This window comes from Streptomyces sp. NBC_01116 (assembly GCF_041435495.1).
Classification (GTDB): Bacteria; Actinomycetota; Actinomycetes; order Streptomycetales; family Streptomycetaceae; genus Streptomyces.
Window position 1 is genome coordinate 7,393,270 of sequence record NZ_CP108644.1, and the last position, 23,165, is coordinate 7,416,434.

Here is a 23,165-nt window from a genome sequence, read left to right on the forward strand (position 1 = left end):
CCGGAGGATCGGCCCGTTCGACGGGTGTGGCGCCTACACCTCCCGGCCGTCCATCCCGATGTAGCGGAAGCGCCCGCGCTCCACGCGGTAGACGAAGACCCCGGTCCCGGTGTACGTCCCGTTGGCGGGCTCGAAGGCGTAGCTCTTCGACACGCCCTTGTACGAGGTCGTCCGCAGCGCGGGCAGCAGGTCCTGGCGGCTGATCCGCTCCCGGCCCAGCCCCCGGGCACAGGCGGCGATCAGCCCGACCGCGTCGTACGCCTCCGCCGCGAACAGCGGCGGCGCGCTGTCGAACCGCTTGCGGTAGGCGGCGGCGAACGGGTGCACCGAGGGCACGGAAGCCGGGTCTGCGGCCGTCGAGACGACCAGCCAGCCCGCCGCGTCCTCGCCGGCCTCCGCCAGGAACCGCGGGTCGTGCACGGCCTGGGTGCCGATCTTCGGCCCGAGGAACCCGGCCCCGGTCAGCGACTTGGCGAACCGTCCGGCGTCCCGCCACCCGCCCCCGTACACCACCGCCCCAGGCCGCTTCGCGGCGATCCGCTCAGCCTCCGCGTCCAGGTCGCGCGTGCCCTCCCGTACGGTCTCGGCGAGCACCGTGCGGCCGTTGCCGCGCAGCCCCGCGTCGAGGAAGCGGGTGGTCTGCCGGCCGTACTCGGTGCCGTCGTCGACCAGCGCGATCCGGTCGATCTCGTACGCCCCGAGGAACTGGGCCACCGGCAGCATCTGCAGGTCGTTGCGCGGCCGGGCGCACAGGAAGATCCGGTTCAGGTGCCGGATGTCCCCGTCGACCACGCTGAGCAGCGGCAGCGCCGCCTCGTCGTACGCGACCAGCGCCTCCCGCGCCGCGTCCGTGCCGGTCGCGCCCAGGGCGGCCACCAGCAGCGGGTCCTCGGCGAACCGGCGCACCGCCGCCCTGGCCCGTTCCTCGTCGCCCCCGTCGTCGACCGTGGTCAGCCGCAGCGTGAACGGCGTGTCCCCCTGAGCGTTGTGCTCCGCGACCGCGAGCCGCGCCGCCCGGTCCTGTCCCGTGCCGAGGGCCGCCGACGGGCCGCTGAGGTCGGCCTGGAGCCCGATGTGCAGCTCCGGGCGGGCCGCCTTCCCGCCGTCCCCCTCGCCCCTGCCGCCCCTGCCGCCCGAGGCGTCGCCGTCGCCGGAGGAGGCCAGCCACGCGGCGGTGCCGCCCGTCGCCGCGAGCGCCGCGCCGCCGACGACGTACGCGAGGAGGCGGCGACGGGCGGGGGAGGCCGGGACGGTGGCCGCGTCCCGGCCGCCGGTTCCGGCCCCCGTGCCCGCCGTGTCAGCCGTGCCCGTCCTCGTGCCCGTCTCCGCGCCTGGCGCCGGGCCGTCCGTCGCGCCGGCGTCCAGGCTCGTCGCGTCGATGTCGGGCAGGGCGAGCATCCGCGCCGAGCGCTCGGCGATCAGATGGGTGACCGGGCCGGGCAGCCAGCTGCCGCCCGACACGTCCTCGGCGAACGCCCGGCGGATGTCCGCCGCCGCGGGACGGTCCCCGGGGTCCTTGGCCAGGCACGCCTCGACGACCGGGAGCAGCCCGGGCGGCAGCGCGCCCAGGTCCGCCGTGTCGTGCACCGTGCGGAACAGCATCGCCTCCACCGGGCCGCTGCCGAACGGCCGCCCGCCGGTCGCCGCGTACACCAGGACGCAGCCCAGCGAGAAGACGTCGCTCGCCGGTCCGATCCGCCGCCCCTGCGCCTGCTCGGGCGAGAGGAAGCCGGGGGAGCCGACGATCACGTCCGTCGCCGTGAGGACGGTGTCGTCCAGGGCCCGCGCGATCCCGAAGTCGATCAGCCGGGGCCCGTCCAGGCCCAGCAGCACGTTGCCCGGCTTCACGTCCCGGTGCACGAGCCCCGCCGTGTGGACCGCCTCCAGCGCCTCCGCGAGCATCGAGCCCAGCGCCCGCACCCCGCGCTCCGGCAGCGGCCCCCCGCTGCCGACCGCCTCGCCCAGGGCGGGCCCCGGCACGAACTCGGTGGCCAGCCACGGAGCCGGGGCCTCGGTGTCGGCGTCGACCACGGGCACCGCCCACCGGTTGCGCACCTGCCGGGCGATGGCCACCTCCCGCCGGAAGCGGGCGCGGAAGGCGTCGTCGTCGGCGTACTCCGCGCGGATCAGCTTGATCGCCACCAGCGCGCCGCCGGGCGACCGGCCCAGCAGCACCACGCCCATGCCTCCGGCGCCGAGCCGGCCGAGGACGCGGTACCCGGCGATCCGTGCCGGGTCGGTGGAACGGAGCGGTTCCATCAGGGGTCAGTGCCTCTCGTCCGGGCTTGCGGTCACTTCAGCTCCAGCTCGACGCGGTAGAGCACCTTGGCGCCGCCCTCGGCGGCGATACGCAGCAGGTCGCTGTTGCTGTAGCCCTTCGCGCCCTTGACCGACACGGCCGTCGTCACCGGACCGATCCGGGACTTGGTCCAGACGTAGTCCTGGATCCCGCCCGACTCCGGGCCGGTGTACTTCCCCGCCTCGAACAGTGAGGCGTCCGCGTTGCGCACGTCCTTCTGATCGAACTGGAGCGACATCAGACCGCTCAGGCGCCGGCCGCCGCCCAACTCCTGCTGGGGGCAGCGGAAGCTCTCCTGGACGGTGTCCTTGATCTCCTGGTCCGCGCCCGCCGCGCTCCGGTGCACGGTCACGGTCACCGCCCCCTGCACGCGGCCCCTGCCCTCCCGCGCCGGGATGTCGAGCCGCCGCGTGAAGCGGTCCAGGACGCCGGACGGCAGCGCGGAGCGGCTCCAGACGCAGGAGTCCGCCAGCACGGGCCAGGTGCCGCCGCTCTCGTACGGAGTGTGCCGGACCATCCCCGCCGTCCAGTCGGCCTCCCCGAGCGCGGCGCCGCGCGTCAGCTTCCGTGCCTGGGCCGCGCTCTTCGGGACCCGCGCCGGGTCCGGCGTGAACGTGTAGGCGCTGGGCAGCGCCCCCGGCAGCGTGGACTCCTTCGCGTCCGGCTTCCCCGTCGCCCCCGTCTTCCCGCCGTCCGCCGCCCGGCCGCCCTGCTTCACCGATCCGCTCGGCTCCGGGTCCGGCCCGTCCCCGCCCCTCGACGCCGACCCGCCGCACCCGGCCAGCAGCATCCCCGCCGCCGCGACCGCCGCCACGCGTGTCCCCACCGGCATCAGCTTCATCATCGGCCCCCCTGGTCCCCTGTGCGCCGCGCCCTGGCCGAACGGTCCGGGCGTCGGCAGCGAGGCGATCCTAGAAGCGGATCGCGCCGCGGTGACGGGAAGCCGCTACTCATCCGGTCGGTGGAACGGCTCAGCCGACACCGGGGTTCCGCCTCTGGCGGCCAGGCGCGCGGGATGGTAGGCGCCGGACATGAAGGACGACCGCGGATGGCCGGATCTCAACTGTCGTACGTGGGCGAGAAGCCGGTTCCGGCGCGGCGTCAGCGGGGCTCCGGCTTCTGGCTGCCGCTCTTCCGGGCTTCATGATCGGCGGAAAATTGGTCTGGACCACATGGAATGCCGGTGATTAGCTCATTCCGGACTCCGCGCCTTCGGGCCGGGTCCGCCCCACTTTGACCATGCCCTGTCGAGTCCTGCTGAGGGGATCCATCCGTGATCGACATCGTGGCGGTACTCAGGGCCGAGGACGCGGCCCTGGACTTCCTTTCCGTGCTCAGCGGCCAGGAGACCGAGGTCCACGTCCTGTGCGGCGACACCGGCGAGCGCCTGGTGCTCCAGGCCGGCCGGCCGCTCGCCGAACGGCTCCACGCCCTGGCCCCGCTGGTCGGCCCGGTCGACGAGCACGCCGCCTCGCCCGGACCCGAGGCGCTGGCCGCCCTCGTCGAGGCCTCGGCCCAGGGCGGCCCGGCCCGCCTCTGGACCCACTCGCCCGCCGACACCCGGCGCAGCCGCGGCCGTCTCGGCCGGGACACCGCCGACGCCGCAGGGGAACGGCCCGTCCTGCACGCCGTCGGCCACTCGCCCTACCTCCAGTTCATCAGCGACCTGGACCGCCCCCTGGACCGGGCCGCGGTCGCCGCCAAGCTCGGCTTCGTCAACCGGCACTGCGGGCACCTGCTGCGCACCGCCTCGGAGGAGCACGTCGTCCGGACCGGGCGGGTCCACGCCACCGAACGCTTCTTCGCGGCCGGACCCGACGAACGCGAGCGGCTGTTCGCGCTCCTGGCCAGCCTCGACGAGGACGCCGCCTCGGTGCCCGACCCCTGGGAATTCGCCACGTCCGCCTACGAGGCGGAGCGGCTGGACACCACCGTCGCGTGGATCGCCGGGCACTGCCCGCCCGGCAGCGGGCCCCTCGTCGAGGCCGGAGCCTGCGAAGGGGCCCTCACCACCCGGCTCGTCGACAAGGGCTTCACCGTCCACGCGACCGAGCCCAACCCGGTCTTCCGCCACCGGCTGGCCGCCCACGCCGGGGACGGCGCGCACATCCACGCGGAGTCCCTGGAGGACCTGGCAGCCCGCCCGGAACTCCCGGGCGCGGCCTACCTCCTGATCGAGATGCTGTACTACGGCCAGGATCTCGCCCTGCTCGACCGCCTCCCCGCCGACCTGGTCTTCGTCGCCCTGGCACCGGAGACGCTCGCCGCCCGGCTGACGCCCTGGCTGGAGCACACCCCGCACTGGGAGAAGGCCGACGAGACGCCGCTCGTCGCCCCGGCGCTGGAGGCCGTCTGCGGAGGCCGCGCCTATCTGAGCAAGCGCGGCAGCATCGGAGTCCTGCTGCGGCGCACCGGCGTCTGACGGAGTCCGCGATGTACGACCTCTGCGTCGGGCTCGGCTACCACTGCGAGTCGACCTACCAGCTCCGCCGGATCACCGGCGTCGAGCGGGCCCACTTCTTCGACTGGCTCGACCTCGATCTCGTCGCCGTGAAGGAGACCATCGAGGCCGACTTCGCCAACGTCCTCCGCCCCGGCCTCGGCGAACCGTTCAGCGACGGCGCCTGCGTACGGGACCGGGGCTCCAACATCCGCTTCTTCCACGAGTTCCACGCCCCGGAGGGCGCCCCGCTGACCCCGGACCTCATCGCCGAACAGCATCCGGCGGTCCGGGCCAAGTTCGCCCACCTCGCCGACCGCTGGCGGGCCCTGACCGCCTCCCGGTCCCGAGTCCTGTACGTCCACCAGGACGCGTTCGACGAGAGCGGCGCCCCGGAACTGGCCGGCCTGCACCGGCTGCTGCGCACCCGCTACCCGGACCACGACTTCGACCTGCTGTGGCTGCGCCGTACGCCCCCGGCGGACACCGCCGCCCTCCCGCCCGGCGTCCTGTGGGGCACAGCCGCCCTCAGCCCGGGCCGCTGGGAGGGCGACGACGCCGCGTGGGACGCCGCCCTGGCCCCGCTGGACATCCCCCGCCGCACCCCGGGGCCCTGAGGAACCCGCCGAGCCACCCGCAACCCCTCCGGAGGAACCGTGCCCATCGCCGTACCCCCGCCCTGGCGCACCGTCGTCATCTCGCCGCACTTCGACGACGCCGCGCTCTCCCTCGCGGGACTGCTGCCCACCCTGCCCGGCCCCCTCGCGGTGGTCACCGTCCACGGCGGCTCCCCGGCCCCCGGCCTCCCGGTCTCGGACTGGGACGCCTTCTGCGGGTTCAGCTCCGCCGTCGAGGCGTACCGGGCGCGCCGGGCCGAGGACGCCCGCTCCTGCGCGCTCCTCGGGGCCGAGCAGGTCCTCGTCGACCACCCCGACGGTCCGTACGTCGGCGAGGGCGACGAGCCCTCCGGCCTCGACCCCCTGCTGCGCTCGCTGGCCCCCGGCACCCGGGTCCTCGTACCGCTCGGCACCAACCAGCCCGACCACGAGGCCGTCCGGCTGCGCACCCAGCGGGTCCTCGCCGCCGCCGGCGCGCCCGAGCCCTGGGTCTACGCCGACCTGCCCTACACCGGACACCTCCCGGAATGGGGCACCCCCGGGGCGGGCGAGGCGCTGGCCGGGAGCGAGGACTGGGGGCCCGCCTACCAGGCGCTGAGCCGCACCCGCCGGCTCACCGTCCGCCACGAGCTGGTGCTCTCCGACGAGCAGTGGGCGGCCAAGCGCGAGGCGGTCCTGTGCCATGCCTCCCAGCTCGCCGCGCTCGCCCCCGTCCACGGCGCCGTCCTGTCCCGGACGGGTCCCCTGCGCGCCGAGCTGATCTGGAGCCCGGAGCCCCGCGACGACGGCTGAGGCCCGACGCAGGGAACGCACGAGGACCCGGTGCCTCACGAGCACCCGGGAACGCACGAGGGCCCCGGATGCCGGGGAGCATCCGGGGCCCTCGCCCTGTCTTCGCGTATCCGCCGCTACGGCAGCTGTGCCGCCCGCGCCTCGCGCCGGTTGTCACGGAACGTGTTCACCCGTCGCGCCGTGGCGAACAGTGGGATCACCGCGCCGAGCACCACCTGGAGCGCGCAGCCGGTCTGGAGGAGCAGCTGACCGCCGGGCGCGTCGAACGCCCACGCGGCGAGCAGCCCCATCGCGGCCACGATCCAGCCGAGCATCGCCACCGCGAGGACGCCCCGCGGCTTGGGGTACTCCACGCGGCTCACCATCAGCCACGCCACACCGACGATCGCGAGGAGCGTCGGGATGAACGGCAGCTCCAGGAGCACGATCGAGACGACCGTCAGCGCGCCGAAGGGGCTCGGCATGCCCTGGAACATGCCGTCCTTCAGCGTCACGCAGGAGAATCTGGCCAGCCTGAGCACCACCGCCAGCAGCACGACGATCGCCGCCAGCGCCGACACCCGCTGATGGGCGTCGTCGGCGACCATGCCGTACACGAGCACGAAGTAGGCCGGTGCGAGCCCGAAGCTGATCAGGTCCGAGAGGTTGTCCAGCTCGGCGCCCATCGGCGAGGAGCGCAGCTTGCGCGCCACGAGACCGTCGAACAGGTCGAAGATCGCGGCCATCAGCATGAGGATCACGGCGGTGGCGGCCGAGTGCCGGGCCATGCCCGTCTCGTCGCTGCCCGTGAGGTGCGGGATCAGAATGCCCGTGGTGGTGAAGTACACCGCCATGAACCCGCACGTCGCGTTACCGAGCGTGAGTGTGTCCGCTATCGACAGCCGCATCGAGAGCGGCATCTCCTCAGCGCCGTCGACGTCGCTCTCGTCGTCGGCCTCCGGCACCCAGCCGGCCTTGGTATCAGGATCAATCACGGTCAATTCGAGTCACCCCCGCGGTGGTGGTCTGACCGACCTCGACCGCGACATCGATCCCCTCCGGGAGGTAGATGTCCACGCGCGAGCCGAAGCGGATCAGGCCGATGCGCTCGCCCTGTTCCACCTTCGTGCCCTGGGGGAGGTACGGCACGATCCGACGGGCGACCGCTCCCGCGATCTGCACCATCTCGATGTCGCCGAGCTCGGTGTCGAAGTGCCAGACAACGCGCTCGTTGTTCTCGCTCTCCTTGTTGAACGCCGGAACGAAGCCGCCCGGGATGTGCTCGACCGACGTCACGGTGCCCGCCAGCGGAGCGCGGTTCACGTGGACGTTGAGCGGGCTCATGAAGATCGCGACGCGGGTGCGCCCGTCCTTCCACGGCATGATGCTCTGCACCACACCGTCGGCCGGGGAGATGACCCGGCCGTCAGTGATCTCGCGCTCGGGGTCACGGAAGAACCACAGCATGCCCGCCGCGAGCGCGGTGGTGGGCACGGCCGCTGCCGCCCAGCGCCCCGACTTGCGGGCGCGGGCCAGGCTGAGGGCTGCGGTGGCGACGGTCGGCAGGAGCCACGGCGATGCTCCGCGGGCGATGCGGACCCCGCCGCGGGATGCGGAGGAAGTGCTGTCGGGCATGAATGACCTTCGTAGCGGATGATGCCGCGCTGGCAACGGGGGACGGCGGCTTTCCGGCGATGCTATCGGTTGCCGGGCGCAACTGGGCAAGCCAGCAGCCGAGTCGGACGGCGGAAAGGCACCCGCCGAGGGTGACCCGGTGTGATGTTCTTCGCCACCAAATCACCTCGAAAGGGACAATCAGCCCTGGAATCGGTACTCCTCCAGGAGGCGCCGGCCAATGATCATTTTCTGGATCTCGGCGGTACCTTCACCGATCAGCAGCATCGGAGCCTCACGGTAGAGGCGCTCGATCTCGTACTCCTTGGAGAAGCCGTAGCCGCCGTGGATACGGAAGGCGTCCTCGACGACTTCCTTGCAGTACTCGGAGGCGAGGTACTTCGCCATCCCTGCCTCCAGGTCGTTTCGTTCCCCGGAGTCCTTTTTGCGTGCTGCATTCACCATCATCGCATGAGCGGCCTCGACCTTGGTGGCCATTTCGGCCAGTTTGAACTGGATCGCCTGGTGCTGGGCGATCGGTTTGCCGAAGGTGTGGCGCTGCTGCGCGTACGAAACGCCCAGCTCGAATGCACGTTGTGCGACACCGCAACCACGCGCGGCGACATTCACCCGCCCGACCTCGACGCCGTCCATCATTTGGTAAAACCCTCGGCCGGTCGTACCCCCGAGCACACGATTGGCCGGAATGCGCAGGTCGTCCATGATGAGTTCGGTCGTGTCGACGCCCTTGTAGCCCATCTTGTCGATCTTCCCGGGGATGGTCAGGCCCGGCCGGACCTCTCCGAAGCCGGGCTCCTTCTCGACGAGGAAGGTCGTCATCGACTTGTGCGGCGCGGTGCCTTCCGGGTGGCCTTCGTCACTTCGGCAGAGTACGGCCACCAGAGTCGACGTTCCGCCGTTCGTCAGCCACATCTTCTGGCCGTTGAGAACGTACTCCTCGCCGTCCTTCACGCCCTTCGACGAGATCGCCGAGACGTCCGAGCCGAGCGCCGGCTCCGACATCGAGAAAGCCCCGCGCACCTCGCCCAGCGCCATCCGGGGCAGGAAGGTGTCCTTCTGTTCCTGGGTGCCGTGCTGCTTGAGCATGTAGGCCACGATGAAATGCGTGTTGATGATGCCCGAGACGCTCATCCAGCCGCGCGCGATCTCCTCCACGCACAGCGCGTAGGTGAGCAGCGACTCACCCAGACCCCCGTACTCCTCGGGGATCATCAGCCCGAACAGGCCGAGTTCCTTGAGCCCCTCGACGATGTCCGTGGGGTACTCGTCGCGGTGCTCCAGCCGGGTCGCGACCGGAATGATCTCCTTGTCGACGAAATCCCGGACCGTGGAGAGGATTTCCCGCTGGATGTCGTTCAGACCGGCGGTCTGGGCGAGTCGCGTCATGGCTGCTTCTCCTGTGGCTTCACGCGGATGGCCTTAAGGCTGCACACGGTTACTTGGCGGGCGTCGGGCGGCCGGGCTGCTCTCCGCCGCGCTCCTTGATGTACGTCTCGGTCGGGACCATCACCTTGCGGCGGAACACGCAGACGACGGTGCCGTCCTGCTTGTAGCCCCTGGTCTCCACGTACACGATGCCGCGGTCGTTCCTGGACTTCGACGGCGTCTTGTCCAGCACGGTCGTCTCGCCGTAGATCGTGTCGCCGTGGAAGGTCGGCGCGATGTGCTTCAGCGATTCGACCTCCAGGTTGGCGATGGCCTTTCCGGAGACGTCCGGCACCGACATGCCGAGCAGCAGTGAGTAGACGTAGTTGCCGACGACGACGTTCTTTCCGAAGTCGGTCGTGCTCTCCGCGTAGTTGCTGTCCATGTGCAGCGGGTGGTGATTCATGGTCAGCAGACAGAAGAGGTGGTCGTCGTATTCCGTGACCGTCTTTCCGGGCCAGTGCTTGTAGACAGCACCGACATCGAACTCCTCAAAGGTGCGTCCGAACTGCATGATCAGGCCTCCGGGGCTTCGAACTTCGAGGTGCGCTGCATTCCGGCGGCCCGGCCCTTGCCCGCGATGACGAGCGCCATCTTGCGGCTGGCCTCGTCGATCATCTCGTCGCCGAGCATCGCGGAGCCCTTCTTGCCGCCCTCCTCGGAGGTGCACCAGTCGTAGGCGTCGAGGATCAGCTCGGCGTGGTCGTAGTCCTCCTGCGAGGGCGAGAACACCTCGTTCGCCGCGTCGACCTGACCCGGGTGCAGCACCCACTTGCCGTCGAAGCCGAGAGCGGCGGCGCGGCCGGCCACCTCACGGTAGGCGTCCACGTCCCGGATCTGGAGGAACGGGCCGTCGATCGCCTGGAGGTCGTGCGTGCGGGCCGCCATGAGGATGCGCATCAGGATGTAGTGGTAGGCGTCCGCCGGGTAGCCGGGCGGCTGCTGGCCGACGACCAGGGTCTTCATGTTGATCGAGGCCATGAAGTCGGCCGGACCGAAGATCAGCGTCTCCAGACGGGGCGAGGCGGCGGCGATGTCGTCGATGTTCACCAGGCCCTTGGCGTTCTCGATCTGCGCCTCGATGCCGATCCTCCCGACCTCGAAGCCCATCGTCTTCTCGATCTGGGTCAGCAGCAGGTCCAGCGCCACGACCTGCTGGGCGTCCTGGACCTTCGGCAGCATGATGCAGTCGAGGTTCGGCCCCGCGCCCTCGACGACCGTGATGACGTCCCGGTACGTCCAGTGCGTCGTCCAGTCGTTGACCCGCACGACCCGGGTCTTGCCGCTCCAGTCACCGTTGTTCAGCGCGTCCACGATGGTGTGGCGGGCGCCCTCCTTGGCGAGCGGCGCGCAGGCGTCCTCCAGGTCCAGGAACACCTGGTCGGCCGGGAGGCCCTGGGCCTTCTCCAGGAAGCGCGGGTTCGAGCCCGGCACGGCCAGGCACGAACGGCGGGGGCGCAGCCGGTTCACGGGGGCGGTGGGCGTGGTCATGCGGGGACCTCCAGAGGGTCGAGCTTGTTCGCTTTCCGGATCTCGTCGACGATACGGCCGATGATCTCGGTGATGCCGAAGTCCTTCGGGGTGAAGACGGCGGCCACACCGGCTTCGAGGAGCGCGGCGGCGTCGGCCGGCGGGATGATGCCGCCCGCGATCACCGGGATGTCCGGGGCCCCGGCCTCGCGCAGCCGGTGCAGGACGTCGGGGACCAGCTCGGCGTGCGAGCCGGACAGGATCGACAGGCCCACGCAGTGCACGTCCTCGGCGATCGCCGCGTCGGTGATCTGCTCGGGGGTCAGCCGGATGCCCTGGTAGACGACCTCGAACCCGGCGTCCCTGGCCCGTACGGCGATCTGCTCGGCCCCGTTGGAGTGCCCGTCCAGGCCCGGCTTGCCGACCAGCAGCCGCAGCCGCCCCACGCCCAGGTCGGCGGAGGTGCGGCTGACCTTCCCGCGGACCAGGGCCAGCGTGCTGCCCGGCTCGGCGGTGACCGCCACCGGGGCCGAGGAGACCCCGGTGGGCGCGCGGAACTCGCCGAAGACGTCCCGCAGCGCCCAGGACCACTCGCCGGTGGTGACGCCCGCGCGGGCGCACTCGACGGTGGCCTCCATCATGTTCTCGGTGCCCGCGGCGGCCTTCTTCAGCGCGGCCAGCGCCTCGGAGGCGCGCGACTCGTCGCGGTTGTCCCGCCACTCGTGCAGGGCGGCCACGACCCGGGCCTCGTTCTCGGGGTCGACCGTCATGATCGCGCCGTCGAGGTCGGCGGTGAGCGGGTTGGGTTCGGTCGTCTCGTAGATGTTGACGCCGACGATCTTCTCCTCGCCGCCCTCGATCCGGGCCCGCCGTCTCGCGTGCGAGGAGACCAGCTCCGACTTGAGGTAGCCGGACTCGACGGCCGCCATCGCGCCGCCCATCTGCTGGATCCGGTCGATCTCCGCCAGCGACTCCTCCACCAGCGAGTCCACCTTGGCCTCGATGACGTGCGAACCGGCGAAGATGTCCTCGTACTCCAGCAGATCGCTCTCGTGCGCCAGCACCTGCTGGATCCGCAGCGACCACTGCTGGTCCCAGGGCCGGGGCAGTCCCAGCGCCTCGTTCCAGGCCGGCAGCTGCACGGCGCGGGCGCGGGCGTCCTTGGAGAGGGTGACGGCCAGCATCTCCAGGACGATGCGCTGGACGTTGTTCTCCGGCTGCGCCTCGGTCAGCCCGAGGGAGTTGACCTGGACGCCGTAGCGGAAGCGGCGCTGCTTCGCGTTCGTGATGCCGTAGCGCTCGCGGGTGACGCGGTCCCAGATGCGGCCGAAGGCGCGCATCTTGCACATCTCCTCGATGAAGCGGACGCCCGCGTTCACGAAGAACGAGATGCGGGCGACCACGTCACCGAACTTCTCCTCGGGCACCTGGCCCGAGTCGCGGACCGCGTCGAGCACCGCGATGGCGGTCGACATGGCGTACGCGATCTCCTGGACCGGGGTGGCCCCCGCCTCCTGGAGGTGGTAGCTGCAGATGTTGATGGGATTCCACTTGGGGATGCGGTTGACCGTGTACGTGATCATGTCCGTGGTCAGCCGCAGCGAGGGCACCGGCGGGAAGACGTGCGTCCCGCGCGAGAGGTACTCCTTCACGATGTCGTTCTGCGTGGTCCCCTGGAGCTTGTCGGGGTCGGCCCCCTGCTCCTCCGCGACCACCTGGTAGAGCGCCAGCAGCCACATGGCGGTCGCGTTGATCGTCATCGAGGTGTTCATCTGCTCCAGGGGGATGTCCTGGAACAGCCGCCGCATGTCACCGAGGTGCGAGACGGGAACACCGACACGGCCCGCCTCGCCGCGGGCGAGGATGTGGTCCGGGTCGTATCCGGTCTGCGTGGGCAGATCGAAGGCGACCGAGAGACCCGTCTGGCCCTTGGCGAGGTTGCGGCGGTACAGCTCGTTGGACGCCTCGGCGGTCGAGTGACCGGCGTACGTCCGCATGAGCCAGGGCCGGTCCTTCTGACGTTCGTTCATCGCGGAACCTCAGACGTTGCGGAAGCGGTTGATGGCGTCGATGTGCTGTTCGCGCATGTCCTGGTCGCGCACGCCGAGGCCCTCGCCGGGCGCCAGCGCCAGGACGCCGACCTTGCCCTGGTGCAGATTGCGGTGGACGTCGTAGGCGGCCTGACCGGTGTCCTGGAGGGAGTAGACCTTGGAGAGCGTCGGGTGGATCCTGCCCTTCGCGATCAGCCGGTTGGCCTCCCACGCCTCGCGGTAGTTGGCGAAGTGGGAGCCGATGATGCGCTTGAGCGACATCCACAGGTAGCGGTTGTCGTACTCGTGCATGTATCCCGAGGTGGAGGCGCAGGTGGTGATGGTGCCGCCCTTGCGGGTGACGTAGACCGAGGCGCCGAAGGTCTCGCGGCCGGGGTGCTCGAAGACGATGTCGATGTCCTCGCCGCCGGTGAACTCGCGGATGCGCTTGCCGAAGCGCTTCCACTCCTTGGGGTCCTGCGTGTGCTCGTCCTTCCAGAACCTGTAGCCCTCGGCGTTGCGGTCGATGACCGCCTCGGCGCCCATGGCGCGGCAGATGTCGGCCTTCTCCGGGCTGGAGACGACACAGATCGGGTTGGCGCCGCCGGCCAGGGCGAACTGGGTCGCGTAGGAGCCGAGTCCGCCGCTGGCGCCCCAGATCAGCACGTTGTCGCCCTGCTTCATGCCCGCGCCGTTGCGCGAGACGAGCTGGCGGTACGCGGTGGAGTTGACCAGGCCGGGGGAGGCGGCCTCCTCCCAGCTGAGGTGCTGGGGCTTGGGCATCAGCTGGTTGGACTTGACGAGGGCGATCTCGGCGAGGCCGCCGAAGTTCGTCTCGAAGCCCCAGATCCGCTGCTCCGGGTCGAGCATCGTGTCGTTGTGCCCGTCGGAGGACTCCAGCTCGACCGACAGGCAGTGCGCGACGACCTCGTCGCCCGGGTTCCAGGCGTTCACGCCGGGCCCGGTGCGCAGGACGACGCCCGCCAGGTCGGAGCCGATGACGTGGTACGGCAGGTCGTGGCGCTTGGTCAGTTCGCTGAGCTTGCCGTAGCGCTCCAGGAAGCTGAAGGTCGACACCGGCTCGAAGATCGAGGTCCAGACGGAGTTGTAGTTCACCGAACTGGCCATCACGGCGACGAGGGCCTCGCCGGGGCCGAGTTCGGGGACCGGGACGTCGTCCAGGTGGATCGACTTGCGCGGGTCCTTGTCGCGGGTCTCGAGCCCCGCGAACATCTCCGCCTCGTCCTTGTGCACGGTGATCGCGCGGTAGGACTCGGGGAGGGACAGGGCCGCGAAGTCCGCGGCGGTGCTGTCCTCGGATTGGATCGCGTCCAGGATTTCCTTCACGGTGTTGCCTCCGGTGGTGCGGCGTCGAGGGAACGCTTGAGGGGCCCTGCTGGCAGGGGGGAGCGGTGTGGAGGTGGTGCCGTCGGTTCGGCGGGTGGAGCTCGGCTCTGCTGGGTGGAGCAGAAGGGTGCCTGTGACGCAGGCGTCCGGGCGCGCAGCACGGTGGTTGCGGGGACAGCCGGCGTGCGTGTGAGGTCTCAGCACGCCGGCCGCCCGGACACCTTCAACGTATGGCACTCCGTGACACCTGACAAGGCACCGAGTGCCAAAAATTTCCCTCACTTGCCATCCCGTGGGCACGCATGAGCAACACGATGGGTGTTATGGGGCGTTCTGTCCTGCTGGCGGGCGGCTATCGGGCCGGGCGGTACACATACGGCGTCGTCGTGCCGAGGGCCGTGAAGCCGAGCCGGCCCAGGATCGGCGCCGACATGTCGGTCGCGTCGACCTGGAGGTAGCGGTAGCCGCGCTCGGCCGCCACGGCGGCCCGGTGGGCGACCAGGGCCCGGTACAGGCCCCTGCCGCGCCACTCGGAGACCGTTCCGCCGCCCCAGAGCCCGGCGAAGCCCGTGCCGGGGTAGAGCTCCATGCGGGCCGAGCCGACCGGCTCCCCGCCGGCCATCGCCACCAGGGCCACGAAGTCGTCCGGAGCCCGCTCCAGCCGCGTCAGCACCTGGCGGCGCAGCCGGCCCGCGTCCGTGCCGAACGCCCGCTCGTGGGCCAGGGCCATCAGCTCCGCCCCGGCCGCGTCGGTCACCGGGCACAGGGTGACGCCGCCGGGCAGCCCGGCCCCGGGCGGGGAGGCCGGCGCCTCGACCGGGGCGACCAGCAGGCTCTCCGGCGGATCCGGTACGAAACCGGCCGCGCGCAGCCGGTCGCCCAGGTCGGCCGGCCGGTCATGGGAGTAGAGCTTCCACTCGAACTCCCCGTGGCCGAGCGCGGTGTAGTGCCCGATCTGGGCCATGATCGCCGCGTCGGCCCCCGCGGCGTCCAGCTCCGGGGCCGACCAGACGATCCCGTTCCAGTCGTCGGGGCCGCCGACCTGGCGCACCACGGGCCCGGCCCGCTCGACCTCGACCCCGGGGCCCTCGGGGCGGGCGTGCTCGCGCATCGTGCGGTCGTACAGGTCGCGTACTTCGTCGGTTCGCATCCGCGCACCTCAGCACGGCGGCGACCGGCGGACCAGTGGATTTCGGCCGCCTGCCGCGAAGAACGACTCGGGGCCGACGCGTCGGAAGCCCGGATCGGGGCAGGTGGTCCAGGCAAGTGATCTTGAACTGGCCGCAGAAGCAGGGGTGGGGCACCGATGGCGATACCGATCCGCAGACGGACCGTCCTCGAGCGGCGCACTCCCTTCGACCTCCGGCGCACCACGTTCGGTTTCGCGCTGATCGCGCTGATCGTCGCGGGCGGCGGGATGGGGCTGCGGGCCGCCTGGCGCGGCACCGGGCTCCCTCCGGCCGCCGCCGTGGTCCTGGTCCTTCTGGGGTTCGTCGTGGCCGTGCTGGTACTGCGCCGCCGGCGACGGGCCCGGTGGGTCGCCGAGACCGTGACGGAAGCGGCGTACGGGATCGTCGACGCGGGCCTCGCGGAGCTGGACGCCGCCGAGGCGGCCCGCGCGGAGGCCCGGGCGCGGGCCGTCCCGGAGCTCCCGGAGCCCGCCCACCCCGTCGACTACGCCCAACTGGACCCCTACGCCTTCGAGGAGGCCGTGGCCGACCTCTGCCGCCGCGACGGCTGCGCCGACGCCGAGGTGGTGGGCGGCGCGGGCGACCTCGGCGCCGACGTCCTGGCCACCACCCCGGACGGCCGCCGCCTGGTCGTGCAGTGCAAGCGCTACGGGCCGGACAACCGGGCCGGCTCCCAGGACCTCCAGCGCTTCGGCGGCACCTGTTACGCGGTCCACGAGGCGGATGTCGCGCTCGTCGTGTCCACCGGAGGCTTCACCGAGCCCGCGCTCGACTACGCGGAGCAGTGCGCCATCCTCTGCTACGGCCCCGAAGAGCTGGCCGCCTGGAGCGAGGGCGCCGCGCCGCCGCCCTGGGAGGCGGCGGTCGCGGTCGACGCCGGGGAGCCCGCCGCCGGACTCAGCGGACCTTGAGCGCCTGCTGGATCGTCCGCATGACCTCGTCGAGGGGGGCGTCGGTGCGCGCCACCGCGACGAGCACCTCGCCGTCCGCGGCCACCGTCGCGGCCGGGGCGCGCTCGGGCTCGGCCCCGGCGGTCCGCCCCGCTCCGATGCCCGTGCCGAAGGTGTCGCGCACGATGGCGAAGGCACGGTCGAGCTGGGCCTCCACGTCACCCTGCCCGCCCGCCCGCAGCCAGCGGCGCAGCACATGGTTGTGCGCGGTGACGACGGCGGACGCGGCGACCTCCGCGAGCAGCGGGTCATCGTTGCCCACATGGTGGTCGCGCTCGTCGAAGTGGCCCAGGAGATAGCGGGTGAACAGCCGCTCGTAGCGGGCCACCGACGCGATCTCGGCCTCCCTGAGGGTCGGTACCTCACGGGTCAGTTTGTAGCGGGCCACGGAGACGGCGGGCTTGGCCGCGTACATCTTCATGACCTCTTTGATGCCGCGGCAGACGGTGTCGAGCGGGTGCTCGTGCGCGGGTGCGGCGTTGAGGACGGCCTCGGCCCTGACGAGGGTGTCGTCGTGGTCCGGGAAGATGGCCTCTTCCTTGGAGCGGAAGTGGCGGAAAAACGTCCGCCGGGCGACGCCCGCGGCCCCCGCGATCTCGTCGACTGTGGTCGCCTCGTAGCCCTTCGTCGCGAAGAGCTCCATCGCGGCGGCGGCCAGTTCGCGGCGCATCTTGAGCCGTTGGGCGGCGGCGCGCGTCCCCGCGGTGGTGGTCTCCGGGGCGTCGGTCGCGGCGGTGGCACGGGGTGACTTGGCGGGCTGGGACATGGCATGAACGTAACGCATCGGTGCAGGAGAGCGCGCCTGCGGGGGCGGACCGCCGGAGGGTCCCAGCAGTCCGCCCCACCCGGCTCCCGGGTCAGCGTCGGGCATATTCGCGGAAGCCGCGCCCCGTCTTGCGGCCGAGGCACCCCGCGGCGACCAGGTGCTCCAGCAGAGGCGCGGGGGCCAGACCCGGATCGCGGAACTCCTTGTGGAGCACCTTCTCGATGGCCAGCGAGACGTCCAGGCCGACCACGTCGAGCAGTTCGAACGGGCCCATGGGATAGCCGCCGCCCAGCTTCATCGCCGCGTCGATGTCGTCCAGCGAGGCGTAGTGCTGCTCGACCATCTTGATCGCGTTGTTGAGGTACGGGAACAGCAGCGCGTTCACGATGAACCCGGCCCGGTCCCCGCAGTCCACCGGGTGCTTGCGGATCCTCGCGCACACCGCGCGGACCGTGGCGTGCACGTCGTCGCCGGTCAGGACGGTGCGGACCACCTCGACCAGCTTCATCGCGGGCGCGGGGTTGAAGAAGTGCATCCCGACCACGTCCTCGGGGCGCGCGGTCGCGCGGGCGATCGCGACGACCGGCAGCGAGGAGGTGGTGGTGGCGAGCACCGCACCCGGCCGGCAGACCTTGTCCAGCGTGGCGAACAGCTGCCGCTTGATCTCCAGGTCCTCGGCGACGGCCTCGACGGCGAGGTCGACCTCGGCGAACGCGTCCAGCGAACCCGCCGCCGTGATCCGCGCCAGCGTCTCGTCCCGGGCCTCGGCGGTGAGCCGCCCCTTGGCCACCGAACGCTCCAGCGACTTCGCGATCCGGCCCCTGGCGACGTCGGCCTTCTCCTGGGACCTGGCGGCCAGCACCACGTCGTAGCCGGCCTTCGCGAAGACCTCCGCGATCCCGGAGGCCATCGTCCCGGAGCCCGCGACGCCGACGGACGCCACCTCGCGCCCGGCTCCGGAGACGGCGTCCGCCGCCGGGGTCAGCGCGTCGGGCACCACGGTCTGGCCGCCCGGGGCGTCGTAGGTGTAGAAGCCGCGCCCGGCCTTGCGGCCGGTCAGACCGGCGCTGCTGAGCTGGCCGAGGACGGGGGCCGGGGCGTGCAGCCGGTCGTGGGACTCGGCGTACATGGCCTCCAGGACGCTGCGGGCGGTGTCGACGCCGATCAGGTCCAGCAGGGCGAGGGGCCCCATCGGCAGCCCGCAGCCCAGCTTCATCGCGGCGTCGATGTCCTCGCGGGAGGCGTAGTTCGCCTCGTACATCGCGGCGGCCTGGTTGAGATAGCCGAAGAGCAGCCCGTCCGCGACGAACCCGGGCCGGTCGCCGACCGCGACGGGCTCCTTGCCCAGCTCCCGGGCCAGCGCGGTGACGGTCTCGACGGCGGGCGGCGCGGTCAGCACCGAGGACACCACCTCGACCAGCTTCATCGCGGGCGCCGGGTTGAAGAAGTGCAGGCCGAGGACGCGCTCGGGGTGCTGGGACTCGGCGGCCAGCCGGGTCACCGACAGGGCGTTGGTGCCGGTGGCCAGGATGGCGGTGGGGGAGACGATCGCGTCGAGCTCGCGGAACACCTGCTGCTTGATCTCGTACGTCTCGGGCACCACCTCGATGACCAGCTCGGCCCCGGCGGCGGCGCGCAGATCGTCGGACGTACGGAACCGGGCCAGCGCGTCGGTCCGCTCCTGCTCGGTGATCCGTCCACGGCTCACGGCCCGCGCGATGGACGCTTCGAGGGAGGCGACGGCCCCCAGGGCGGCCGCCTCGCTGATGTCGATGCCGATGACCTCGCGGCCCGCCAGGGCCAGGACCTCGGCGATGCCGGTGCCCATGGTGCCGAGGCCGACGACGGCGATGGTGGAGAGAGAGGTGTCCATCAGGGGACTCCAGGGTGAGTGACGACTGTGGGAGCACGGAACGCGCGGCGATGAGGGAGCGGCGCGTGGCGTACGGGAGGTGCGTGTCGTGGTGCACGGGGCCGGCGCGCGAGGAGCGCGCCCGGCCGTGGGGGTGACGGACTCTGTCCCGAAGTCACGTCGCACGGAAAAGCCGAACCGACAAGCACTCCGGATGGCTGCGTCACCAGGCCACCGGAGCCTGCGGGGAGTGTGCCCCGCTCAGATGAGAGTAACCGGCGAGTAACGAGCGCGCCACCCCTGGGCCCTTGTGCCCTGGACCACAGGAACTCCTCGATGCCGCCCCGTACGGAACGTGTCCGTCGATACGCTGAGCGTCATGGATGAGGAGTTCCGTTCACTCATGGACCGGCTGGAACCCGAGGCGGCCGGGTCGCCGCAGTACGCCCTGCTCGTCGCCGCCGAGGACCCCGAGGAGCTGGCCCGGGTCCTGGTCGAACCGCACCGCCCGCTCTGGGCCCGCGAGATGGCCGCCTTCCGGCTCGGCTGCGCGGGCGACCGTCGCGCCTTCGAGGCGCTGGTGCTGCTGCTCAACCACCGCGACCCCGAACGCTGCGTCTCCGCCGCCCACGCCCTGGCCCGGCTGGGCGACCCCCGCACCCCGAGGGCGGCCGCCGCCCTCGCCACCAACACCCTGCGCACCGCCTACGCCCTGCACCCGGTGCGCCTGCTCGCCGACCTGCGGGCCCCCGAGTCGGTCCCCGCCCTGGTCGCCACCCTCCAGCGCCTGCTGGCCCCCGGTGATCCGCACTGGCGCGTCGCCCTCGCCTGCGTCGAGGGCCTCGGCCGCCTCGCCGACGAAGAGGCCCGCCCGGTCCTCACGGCGGCCCTGCCGCACCCGCGCCTCGGCACGGCCGCGGCGGAGGCGCTCAGGAGGCTGCCGGGGGAGTGAGCGGGCGGGCCCGTGCCGCTCAGCGGCGGAAGCCGAGCAGGCCGTGCAGGCGGCTGCCCTCGCTGTTGTCCACGGACTGGGCCGCCGCCTTCTCGGCGGGCAGCGGCTCCGGGTCCGGGAGGGCGGCGCAGACCGCGTCCACCTCGCCCCGGCCGCGCGGGACCGTGCCGTCGGTCAGATACGCCGCCAGGTGCTTGTCCAGGCAGTCGTTGCCGCTCAGCGTGATGCCGTGGTTGCCGCCGCCCTCCTCCACGACCAGGCTGGAGCCCGTGAGCTTGCGGTGCATGCTGACCGCGCCGCCGTACGGGGTGGCCGCGTCGTCCGTGGCCTGGAGGATCAGCGCCGGGGGCAGCTGACGGTTGTTCACCGGGGCCGGGTGCAGCGGCGCCACCGGCCAGTTCGCGCACGGTGCGTTGTACCAGGTGTTGTTCCAGGTCATGAACGGCGCCTTCTCGTGGATCCGGCGGCTGTCGTTGCGCCAGGTGCTCCAGTGCTCGGGCCAGCCGGCGTCGCGGCACTGGACGGCCGCGTAGACCGAGTAGCCGTTCTCGCCGCTCGCGTCGACCGCGCCGAAGTTCTCGTACACCTCGACCAGCGCCTCGGCGTCCCCGTTCTCGACGTACGCGGCGAACGCCTCGGCGAGGTAGGGCCAGTAGCCGTTGTAGTACCCGCCGGGGACGAAGGTGTCCTCCAGCTCGCTCGCGCCGACCGTGCCGCCCGCCGGCTCCCGCGCCACGTCCGCCCGCATCCGGTACCAGGCCGCCTCGACCTCGGCCGGGTCGCTGCCCAGGCCGTACGCGGCGTCGTTCTTCGCGACCCAGGCGGCGAACGCCTTGTGGCGGTCGTCGAACGCGTGGTCCTGGCCGAGGTTGCCCTCGTACCAGACGTCGTCCGGGTCGACGACCGAGTCCAGGACGAGGCGGCGCACGCGTTCCGGGTACAGCTTGGCGTAGACCGCGCCGAGGTAGGTGCCGTAGGAGTAGCCGAAGTAGTTGATCTGCCGGGAGCCCAGCGCCCGACGGATCACGTCGAGGTCCTTGGCGGCGCTGACCGTGTCCATGTACGGCAGCACGTCGCCGTGCTTCTCCCCGCAGGCCTCGGCGAACGACCGCGCCCGGTCGCGGTTGATCCGCTCCGAACGGGCGGAGTCCGGCACCGAGTCCGGGCGCACCGGATCGAAGTGTCCGGGCAGGCAGTTCAGGGCCGGGGTGCTCCTGCCGACCCCGCGCGGGTCGAAGCCGATCACGTCGTACTGGGCCGCGACCTTCTTCGGCAGCGAGGACGCCACGAACCCGGCCATCGACAGGCCGCTGCCGCCGGGGCCGCCCGGGTTGACCAGCAGCGGGCCCTGGAAGGTCTTCGCGGTGTGCGGGACGCGGGACAGGGCGAGCGTGATCTGACGGCCCGAGGGGTGGCGGTGGTCCAGCGGGGCTCCGACCTTCGCGCACTGGAGCGTCGGGTAGCTGTCGGTCGGGCAGTCGGTCCACTTCGGCTTCGGGGCGGGCGGCGCGCTCGCCGCGGTGCCGGCGGCCGGCGCGGGTGCGGCGCTCAGCAGACCGGCGACGGTCGCACCGACGGCGACCAGAATTCCTGCACGTTTCGTCATGGGGCCTCCCGGGGTGACGGGACGCGGCGCCGGTTCACCGGTCCCCGCCGCATGTTCCCCGAACACCCCCGCGGAAGGCCCTGCTCCGCGCGGAGCCGACCCGTACGGTCACGCCATCGGCCCTGCGGGCGGTCGCCCGGACTCCGCCCGCACCCTCACAGCAGGGTCAGCTGGGTGGGGCCCGGCTCCGGTGGGGCGGCCGGAGCCGGACCGATCCGCCGGGGCTCGCCCCGGCGCGCCGGACCGATCCCGAACTCGTCCGCCAGTTCGTGCACCTGACGCGTGATCCGCCGCTGGTACCAGGTGGGGGCGTACGCCCCGTCCGCGTACATCCGCTCGTAGCGCTCCACCAGCCGCGGATGGTGCTGCCCCAGCCACCGCAGGTACCACTCGCGCGCGCCCGGGCGCAGATGCAGCACCAGGGGGGTCACCGAGGCCGCCCCCGCGTCCGCGATGGCGGCGACGGTGGCGCGCAGCTGCTCCGGGCGGTCGCCGAGGAAGGGGATGACCGGGGCCATCAGGACGGAACAGCCGATCCCCGCGTCGGTGAGCGCGCGCACCACGTCCAGCCGGCGTCCGGGGGAGGGGGTGCCCGGCTCCACGGTCCGCCACAGCTCCGGGTCGGTGAAACCGACGGAGACCGAGACGCCGATCTCGGCGACCTCGGCGGCCTGCCGCAGCAGCTCCAGGTCCCGCAGGATCAGCGTGCCCTTGGTGAGGATCGAGAAGGGGTTCGCCCGGTCGCGCAGGGCGGTGATGATGCCCGGCATGAGCTGGTATCGCCCTTCCGCCCTCTGGTAGCAGTCGACGTTCGTGCCCATGGCGACGTGCTCGCCGCGCCAGTGCCGGGAGGCCAGCTCCCGCTGGAGCAGCTCGGCGGCGTTGACCTTGACGACGATCTGGGAGTCGAAGCCGATGCCGGTGTCCAGGTCCAGATAGCTGTGGGTCTTGCGGGCGAAGCAGTACACGCAGGCGTGCGTGCAGCCCCGGTACGGGTTCACCGTCCATTCGAACGGCATCCGCGAGGCGCCGGGGACCCGGTTCAGGATCGAACGGGCCCGGATCTCGTGGAAGGTGATGCCCCGGAATTCCGGGGTGTCGAACGTGCGCGTGGTCACCGCGTCCGCGGCGAAGAGCGCGCTGTTCCCGGCCGTCGAGTTCTTCTCGACCAGATTGTCCCAGCGCATGGACGCCTCCTCGGTAGCACTCCCCGCAGAATAGAACAATTGTTCCCATGATCGTGCGAGGCGCGGTCCCGTGGCGCCCTGCGACTAGCGTGTGGCCCCTGACAGGTCCGCTGTATCCGGCCGGGAGGTCCCGACGATGGCCAGTAGGTTCACGGAGCTCGCGATCGACTGCGCGGATCCCGTCGGCCTCGCCCGGTTCTGGTGCGCGGTCCTCGACTACGAGGTGCGGGACGAGGGCGAGGAGGAAGGCGTCGTCACCATCGGCCCGCCCGTGGCGCGTCAGGGAACGGACCGCCCCGGCCCGGTGCCGCCGGTGCTGACCTTCGCGCGGGTGCCCGAGGGCAAGAGCGCCAAGAACCGGCTCCACATCGACGTCAGCCCCAGCGACCGGGAACAGGGCGACGAGGTCCGCCGGCTGATCGCCCTGGGCGCCCGCCGCGCCGACGTCGGCCAGGGCGACGCGAGCTGGGTCGTGCTCACCGACCCGGAGGGCAACGAGTTCTGCGTCCTCGGGGGCCGCCGCCCGTGAGCGTCGAGCCGATCTTTGAACGGTGGTGCACGGGGGCAGGACCGGGACGCCGCTGACGACCCCGGTCCGGACCGACATTCCCGATGGCCGTCCTGGCGG

General features: G+C 72.0%; 20 protein-coding genes. 6 read left to right on the forward strand and 14 right to left on the reverse strand.

From position 1 onward, the window contains the following. Positions 1 to 33: 33 nt before the first annotated feature. Positions 34 to 2,259 (reverse strand): bifunctional serine/threonine-protein kinase/ABC transporter substrate-binding protein, encoded by a 2,226-nt coding sequence (locus OG245_RS32440; RefSeq protein ID WP_371626898.1) that lies wholly within the window; start codon positions 2,257 to 2,259, stop codon positions 34 to 36. Positions 2,260 to 2,291: 32 nt separating this feature from the next. Beyond that, positions 2,292 to 3,140: a hypothetical protein gene (locus tag OG245_RS32445; protein ID WP_371628046.1), complete on the reverse strand. Its 849-nt coding sequence runs from the start codon at positions 3,138 to 3,140 to the stop codon at positions 2,292 to 2,294. A gap of 432 nt (positions 3,141 to 3,572) precedes the next feature. Between OG245_RS32445 and OG245_RS32450 the strand changes: the two genes are divergently transcribed. Genes OG245_RS32450 through OG245_RS32460 form a run of 3 tightly spaced genes read left to right on the forward strand, consistent with a single transcriptional unit; the run spans position 3,573 to position 6,148 of the window. Then, entirely contained in the window at positions 3,573 to 4,721 is a 1,149-nt protein-coding gene (locus OG245_RS32450; RefSeq protein WP_371626899.1) for a hypothetical protein, read from the forward strand. An 11-nt stretch (positions 4,722 to 4,732) separates the two neighbouring features. Further along, positions 4,733 to 5,356, forward strand: coding sequence for a papain-like cysteine peptidase (locus OG245_RS32455; RefSeq protein WP_371626900.1), 624 nt, complete (start codon positions 4,733 to 4,735; stop codon positions 5,354 to 5,356). 39 nt (positions 5,357 to 5,395) lie between these two features. Continuing rightward, the gene (locus OG245_RS32460; protein ID WP_371626901.1) at positions 5,396 to 6,148 is read left to right on the forward strand and encodes a PIG-L deacetylase family protein; all 753 of its coding nucleotides are present in this window, start codon (positions 5,396 to 5,398) and stop codon (positions 6,146 to 6,148) included. Between the two features lie 116 nt (positions 6,149 to 6,264). Here the strand turns inward: OG245_RS32460 and pssA are convergent, their stop codons facing one another. The 8 genes from pssA to OG245_RS32500 all read right to left on the reverse strand — a co-directional run bounded on the left by pssA (position 6,265) and on the right by OG245_RS32500 (position 15,184). Further along, a complete protein-coding gene (pssA, locus tag OG245_RS32465) occupies positions 6,265 to 7,092 on the reverse strand; it encodes a CDP-diacylglycerol--serine O-phosphatidyltransferase (protein ID WP_371628047.1) in 828 nt (275 codons plus the stop codon). Between the two features lie 22 nt (positions 7,093 to 7,114). Further along, a complete protein-coding gene (locus OG245_RS32470; RefSeq protein WP_371626902.1) occupies positions 7,115 to 7,762 on the reverse strand; it encodes a phosphatidylserine decarboxylase in 648 nt (215 codons plus the stop codon). 180 nt (positions 7,763 to 7,942) lie between these two features. Next, positions 7,943 to 9,148 carry an acyl-CoA dehydrogenase family protein gene (locus OG245_RS32475; RefSeq protein WP_371626903.1) on the reverse strand — a complete coding sequence of 402 codons (1,206 nt, stop codon included), beginning with the start codon at positions 9,146 to 9,148 and terminating at the stop codon, positions 7,943 to 7,945. 49 nt (positions 9,149 to 9,197) lie between these two features. After that, on the reverse strand, positions 9,198 to 9,701 hold the full coding sequence (locus tag OG245_RS32480; RefSeq protein ID WP_371626904.1) for a MaoC family dehydratase: 504 nt from the start codon (positions 9,699 to 9,701) through the stop codon (positions 9,198 to 9,200). A 2-nt stretch (positions 9,702 to 9,703) separates the two neighbouring features. Then, entirely contained in the window at positions 9,704 to 10,678 is a 975-nt protein-coding gene (locus tag OG245_RS32485; protein ID WP_210933267.1) for a CoA ester lyase, read from the reverse strand. Beyond that, a complete protein-coding gene (locus tag OG245_RS32490) occupies positions 10,675 to 12,687 on the reverse strand; it encodes a protein meaA (RefSeq protein ID WP_371626905.1) in 2,013 nt (670 codons plus the stop codon). The genes OG245_RS32485 and OG245_RS32490 overlap by 4 nt, the downstream gene beginning before the upstream one ends. 9 nt (positions 12,688 to 12,696) lie before the next feature. Then, on the reverse strand, positions 12,697 to 14,034 hold the full coding sequence (gene ccrA / locus OG245_RS32495) for a crotonyl-CoA carboxylase/reductase (protein ID WP_371626906.1): 1,338 nt from the start codon (positions 14,032 to 14,034) through the stop codon (positions 12,697 to 12,699). A 352-nt stretch (positions 14,035 to 14,386) separates the two neighbouring features. After that, the gene (locus OG245_RS32500) at positions 14,387 to 15,184 is read right to left on the reverse strand and encodes a GNAT family N-acetyltransferase (protein ID WP_371626907.1); all 798 of its coding nucleotides are present in this window, start codon (positions 15,182 to 15,184) and stop codon (positions 14,387 to 14,389) included. Positions 15,185 to 15,340: 156 nt separating this feature from the next. On the opposite strand from OG245_RS32500, the gene OG245_RS32505 reads away from it, so the two are divergent. Continuing rightward, positions 15,341 to 16,135 carry a restriction endonuclease gene (locus OG245_RS32505; protein ID WP_371626908.1) on the forward strand — a complete coding sequence of 265 codons (795 nt, stop codon included), beginning with the start codon at positions 15,341 to 15,343 and terminating at the stop codon, positions 16,133 to 16,135. Here OG245_RS32505 and OG245_RS32510 read toward each other — a convergent pair. Both OG245_RS32510 and OG245_RS32515 read right to left on the reverse strand, forming a co-directional pair. After that, entirely contained in the window at positions 16,122 to 16,940 is an 819-nt protein-coding gene (locus OG245_RS32510) for a TetR family transcriptional regulator (protein ID WP_371626909.1), read from the reverse strand. The genes OG245_RS32505 and OG245_RS32510 overlap by 14 nt on opposite strands. 91 nt (positions 16,941 to 17,031) lie before the next feature. Further along, positions 17,032 to 18,813, reverse strand: coding sequence for a 3-hydroxyacyl-CoA dehydrogenase family protein (locus OG245_RS32515; RefSeq protein WP_371626910.1), 1,782 nt, complete (start codon positions 18,811 to 18,813; stop codon positions 17,032 to 17,034). 358 nt (positions 18,814 to 19,171) lie between these two features. On the opposite strand from OG245_RS32515, the gene OG245_RS32520 reads away from it, so the two are divergent. After that, a complete protein-coding gene (locus OG245_RS32520) occupies positions 19,172 to 19,744 on the forward strand; it encodes an adenylosuccinate lyase (protein WP_371626911.1) in 573 nt (190 codons plus the stop codon). A 19-nt stretch (positions 19,745 to 19,763) separates the two neighbouring features. Here the strand turns inward: OG245_RS32520 and OG245_RS32525 are convergent, their stop codons facing one another. Continuing rightward, complete coding sequence (locus tag OG245_RS32525; protein WP_371626912.1) at positions 19,764 to 21,350, reverse strand: alpha/beta hydrolase; 1,587 nt, start codon at positions 21,348 to 21,350, stop codon at positions 19,764 to 19,766. A gap of 155 nt (positions 21,351 to 21,505) precedes the next feature. Then, entirely contained in the window at positions 21,506 to 22,537 is a 1,032-nt protein-coding gene (locus tag OG245_RS32530; RefSeq protein WP_371626913.1) for an Rv2578c family radical SAM protein, read from the reverse strand. A gap of 136 nt (positions 22,538 to 22,673) precedes the next feature. Here OG245_RS32530 and OG245_RS32535 point away from each other — a divergent pair, with 136 nt between their 5' ends. Then, positions 22,674 to 23,066: a VOC family protein gene (locus OG245_RS32535; RefSeq protein ID WP_371626914.1), complete on the forward strand. Its 393-nt coding sequence runs from the start codon at positions 22,674 to 22,676 to the stop codon at positions 23,064 to 23,066. Positions 23,067 to 23,165: the final 99 nt, after the last annotated feature.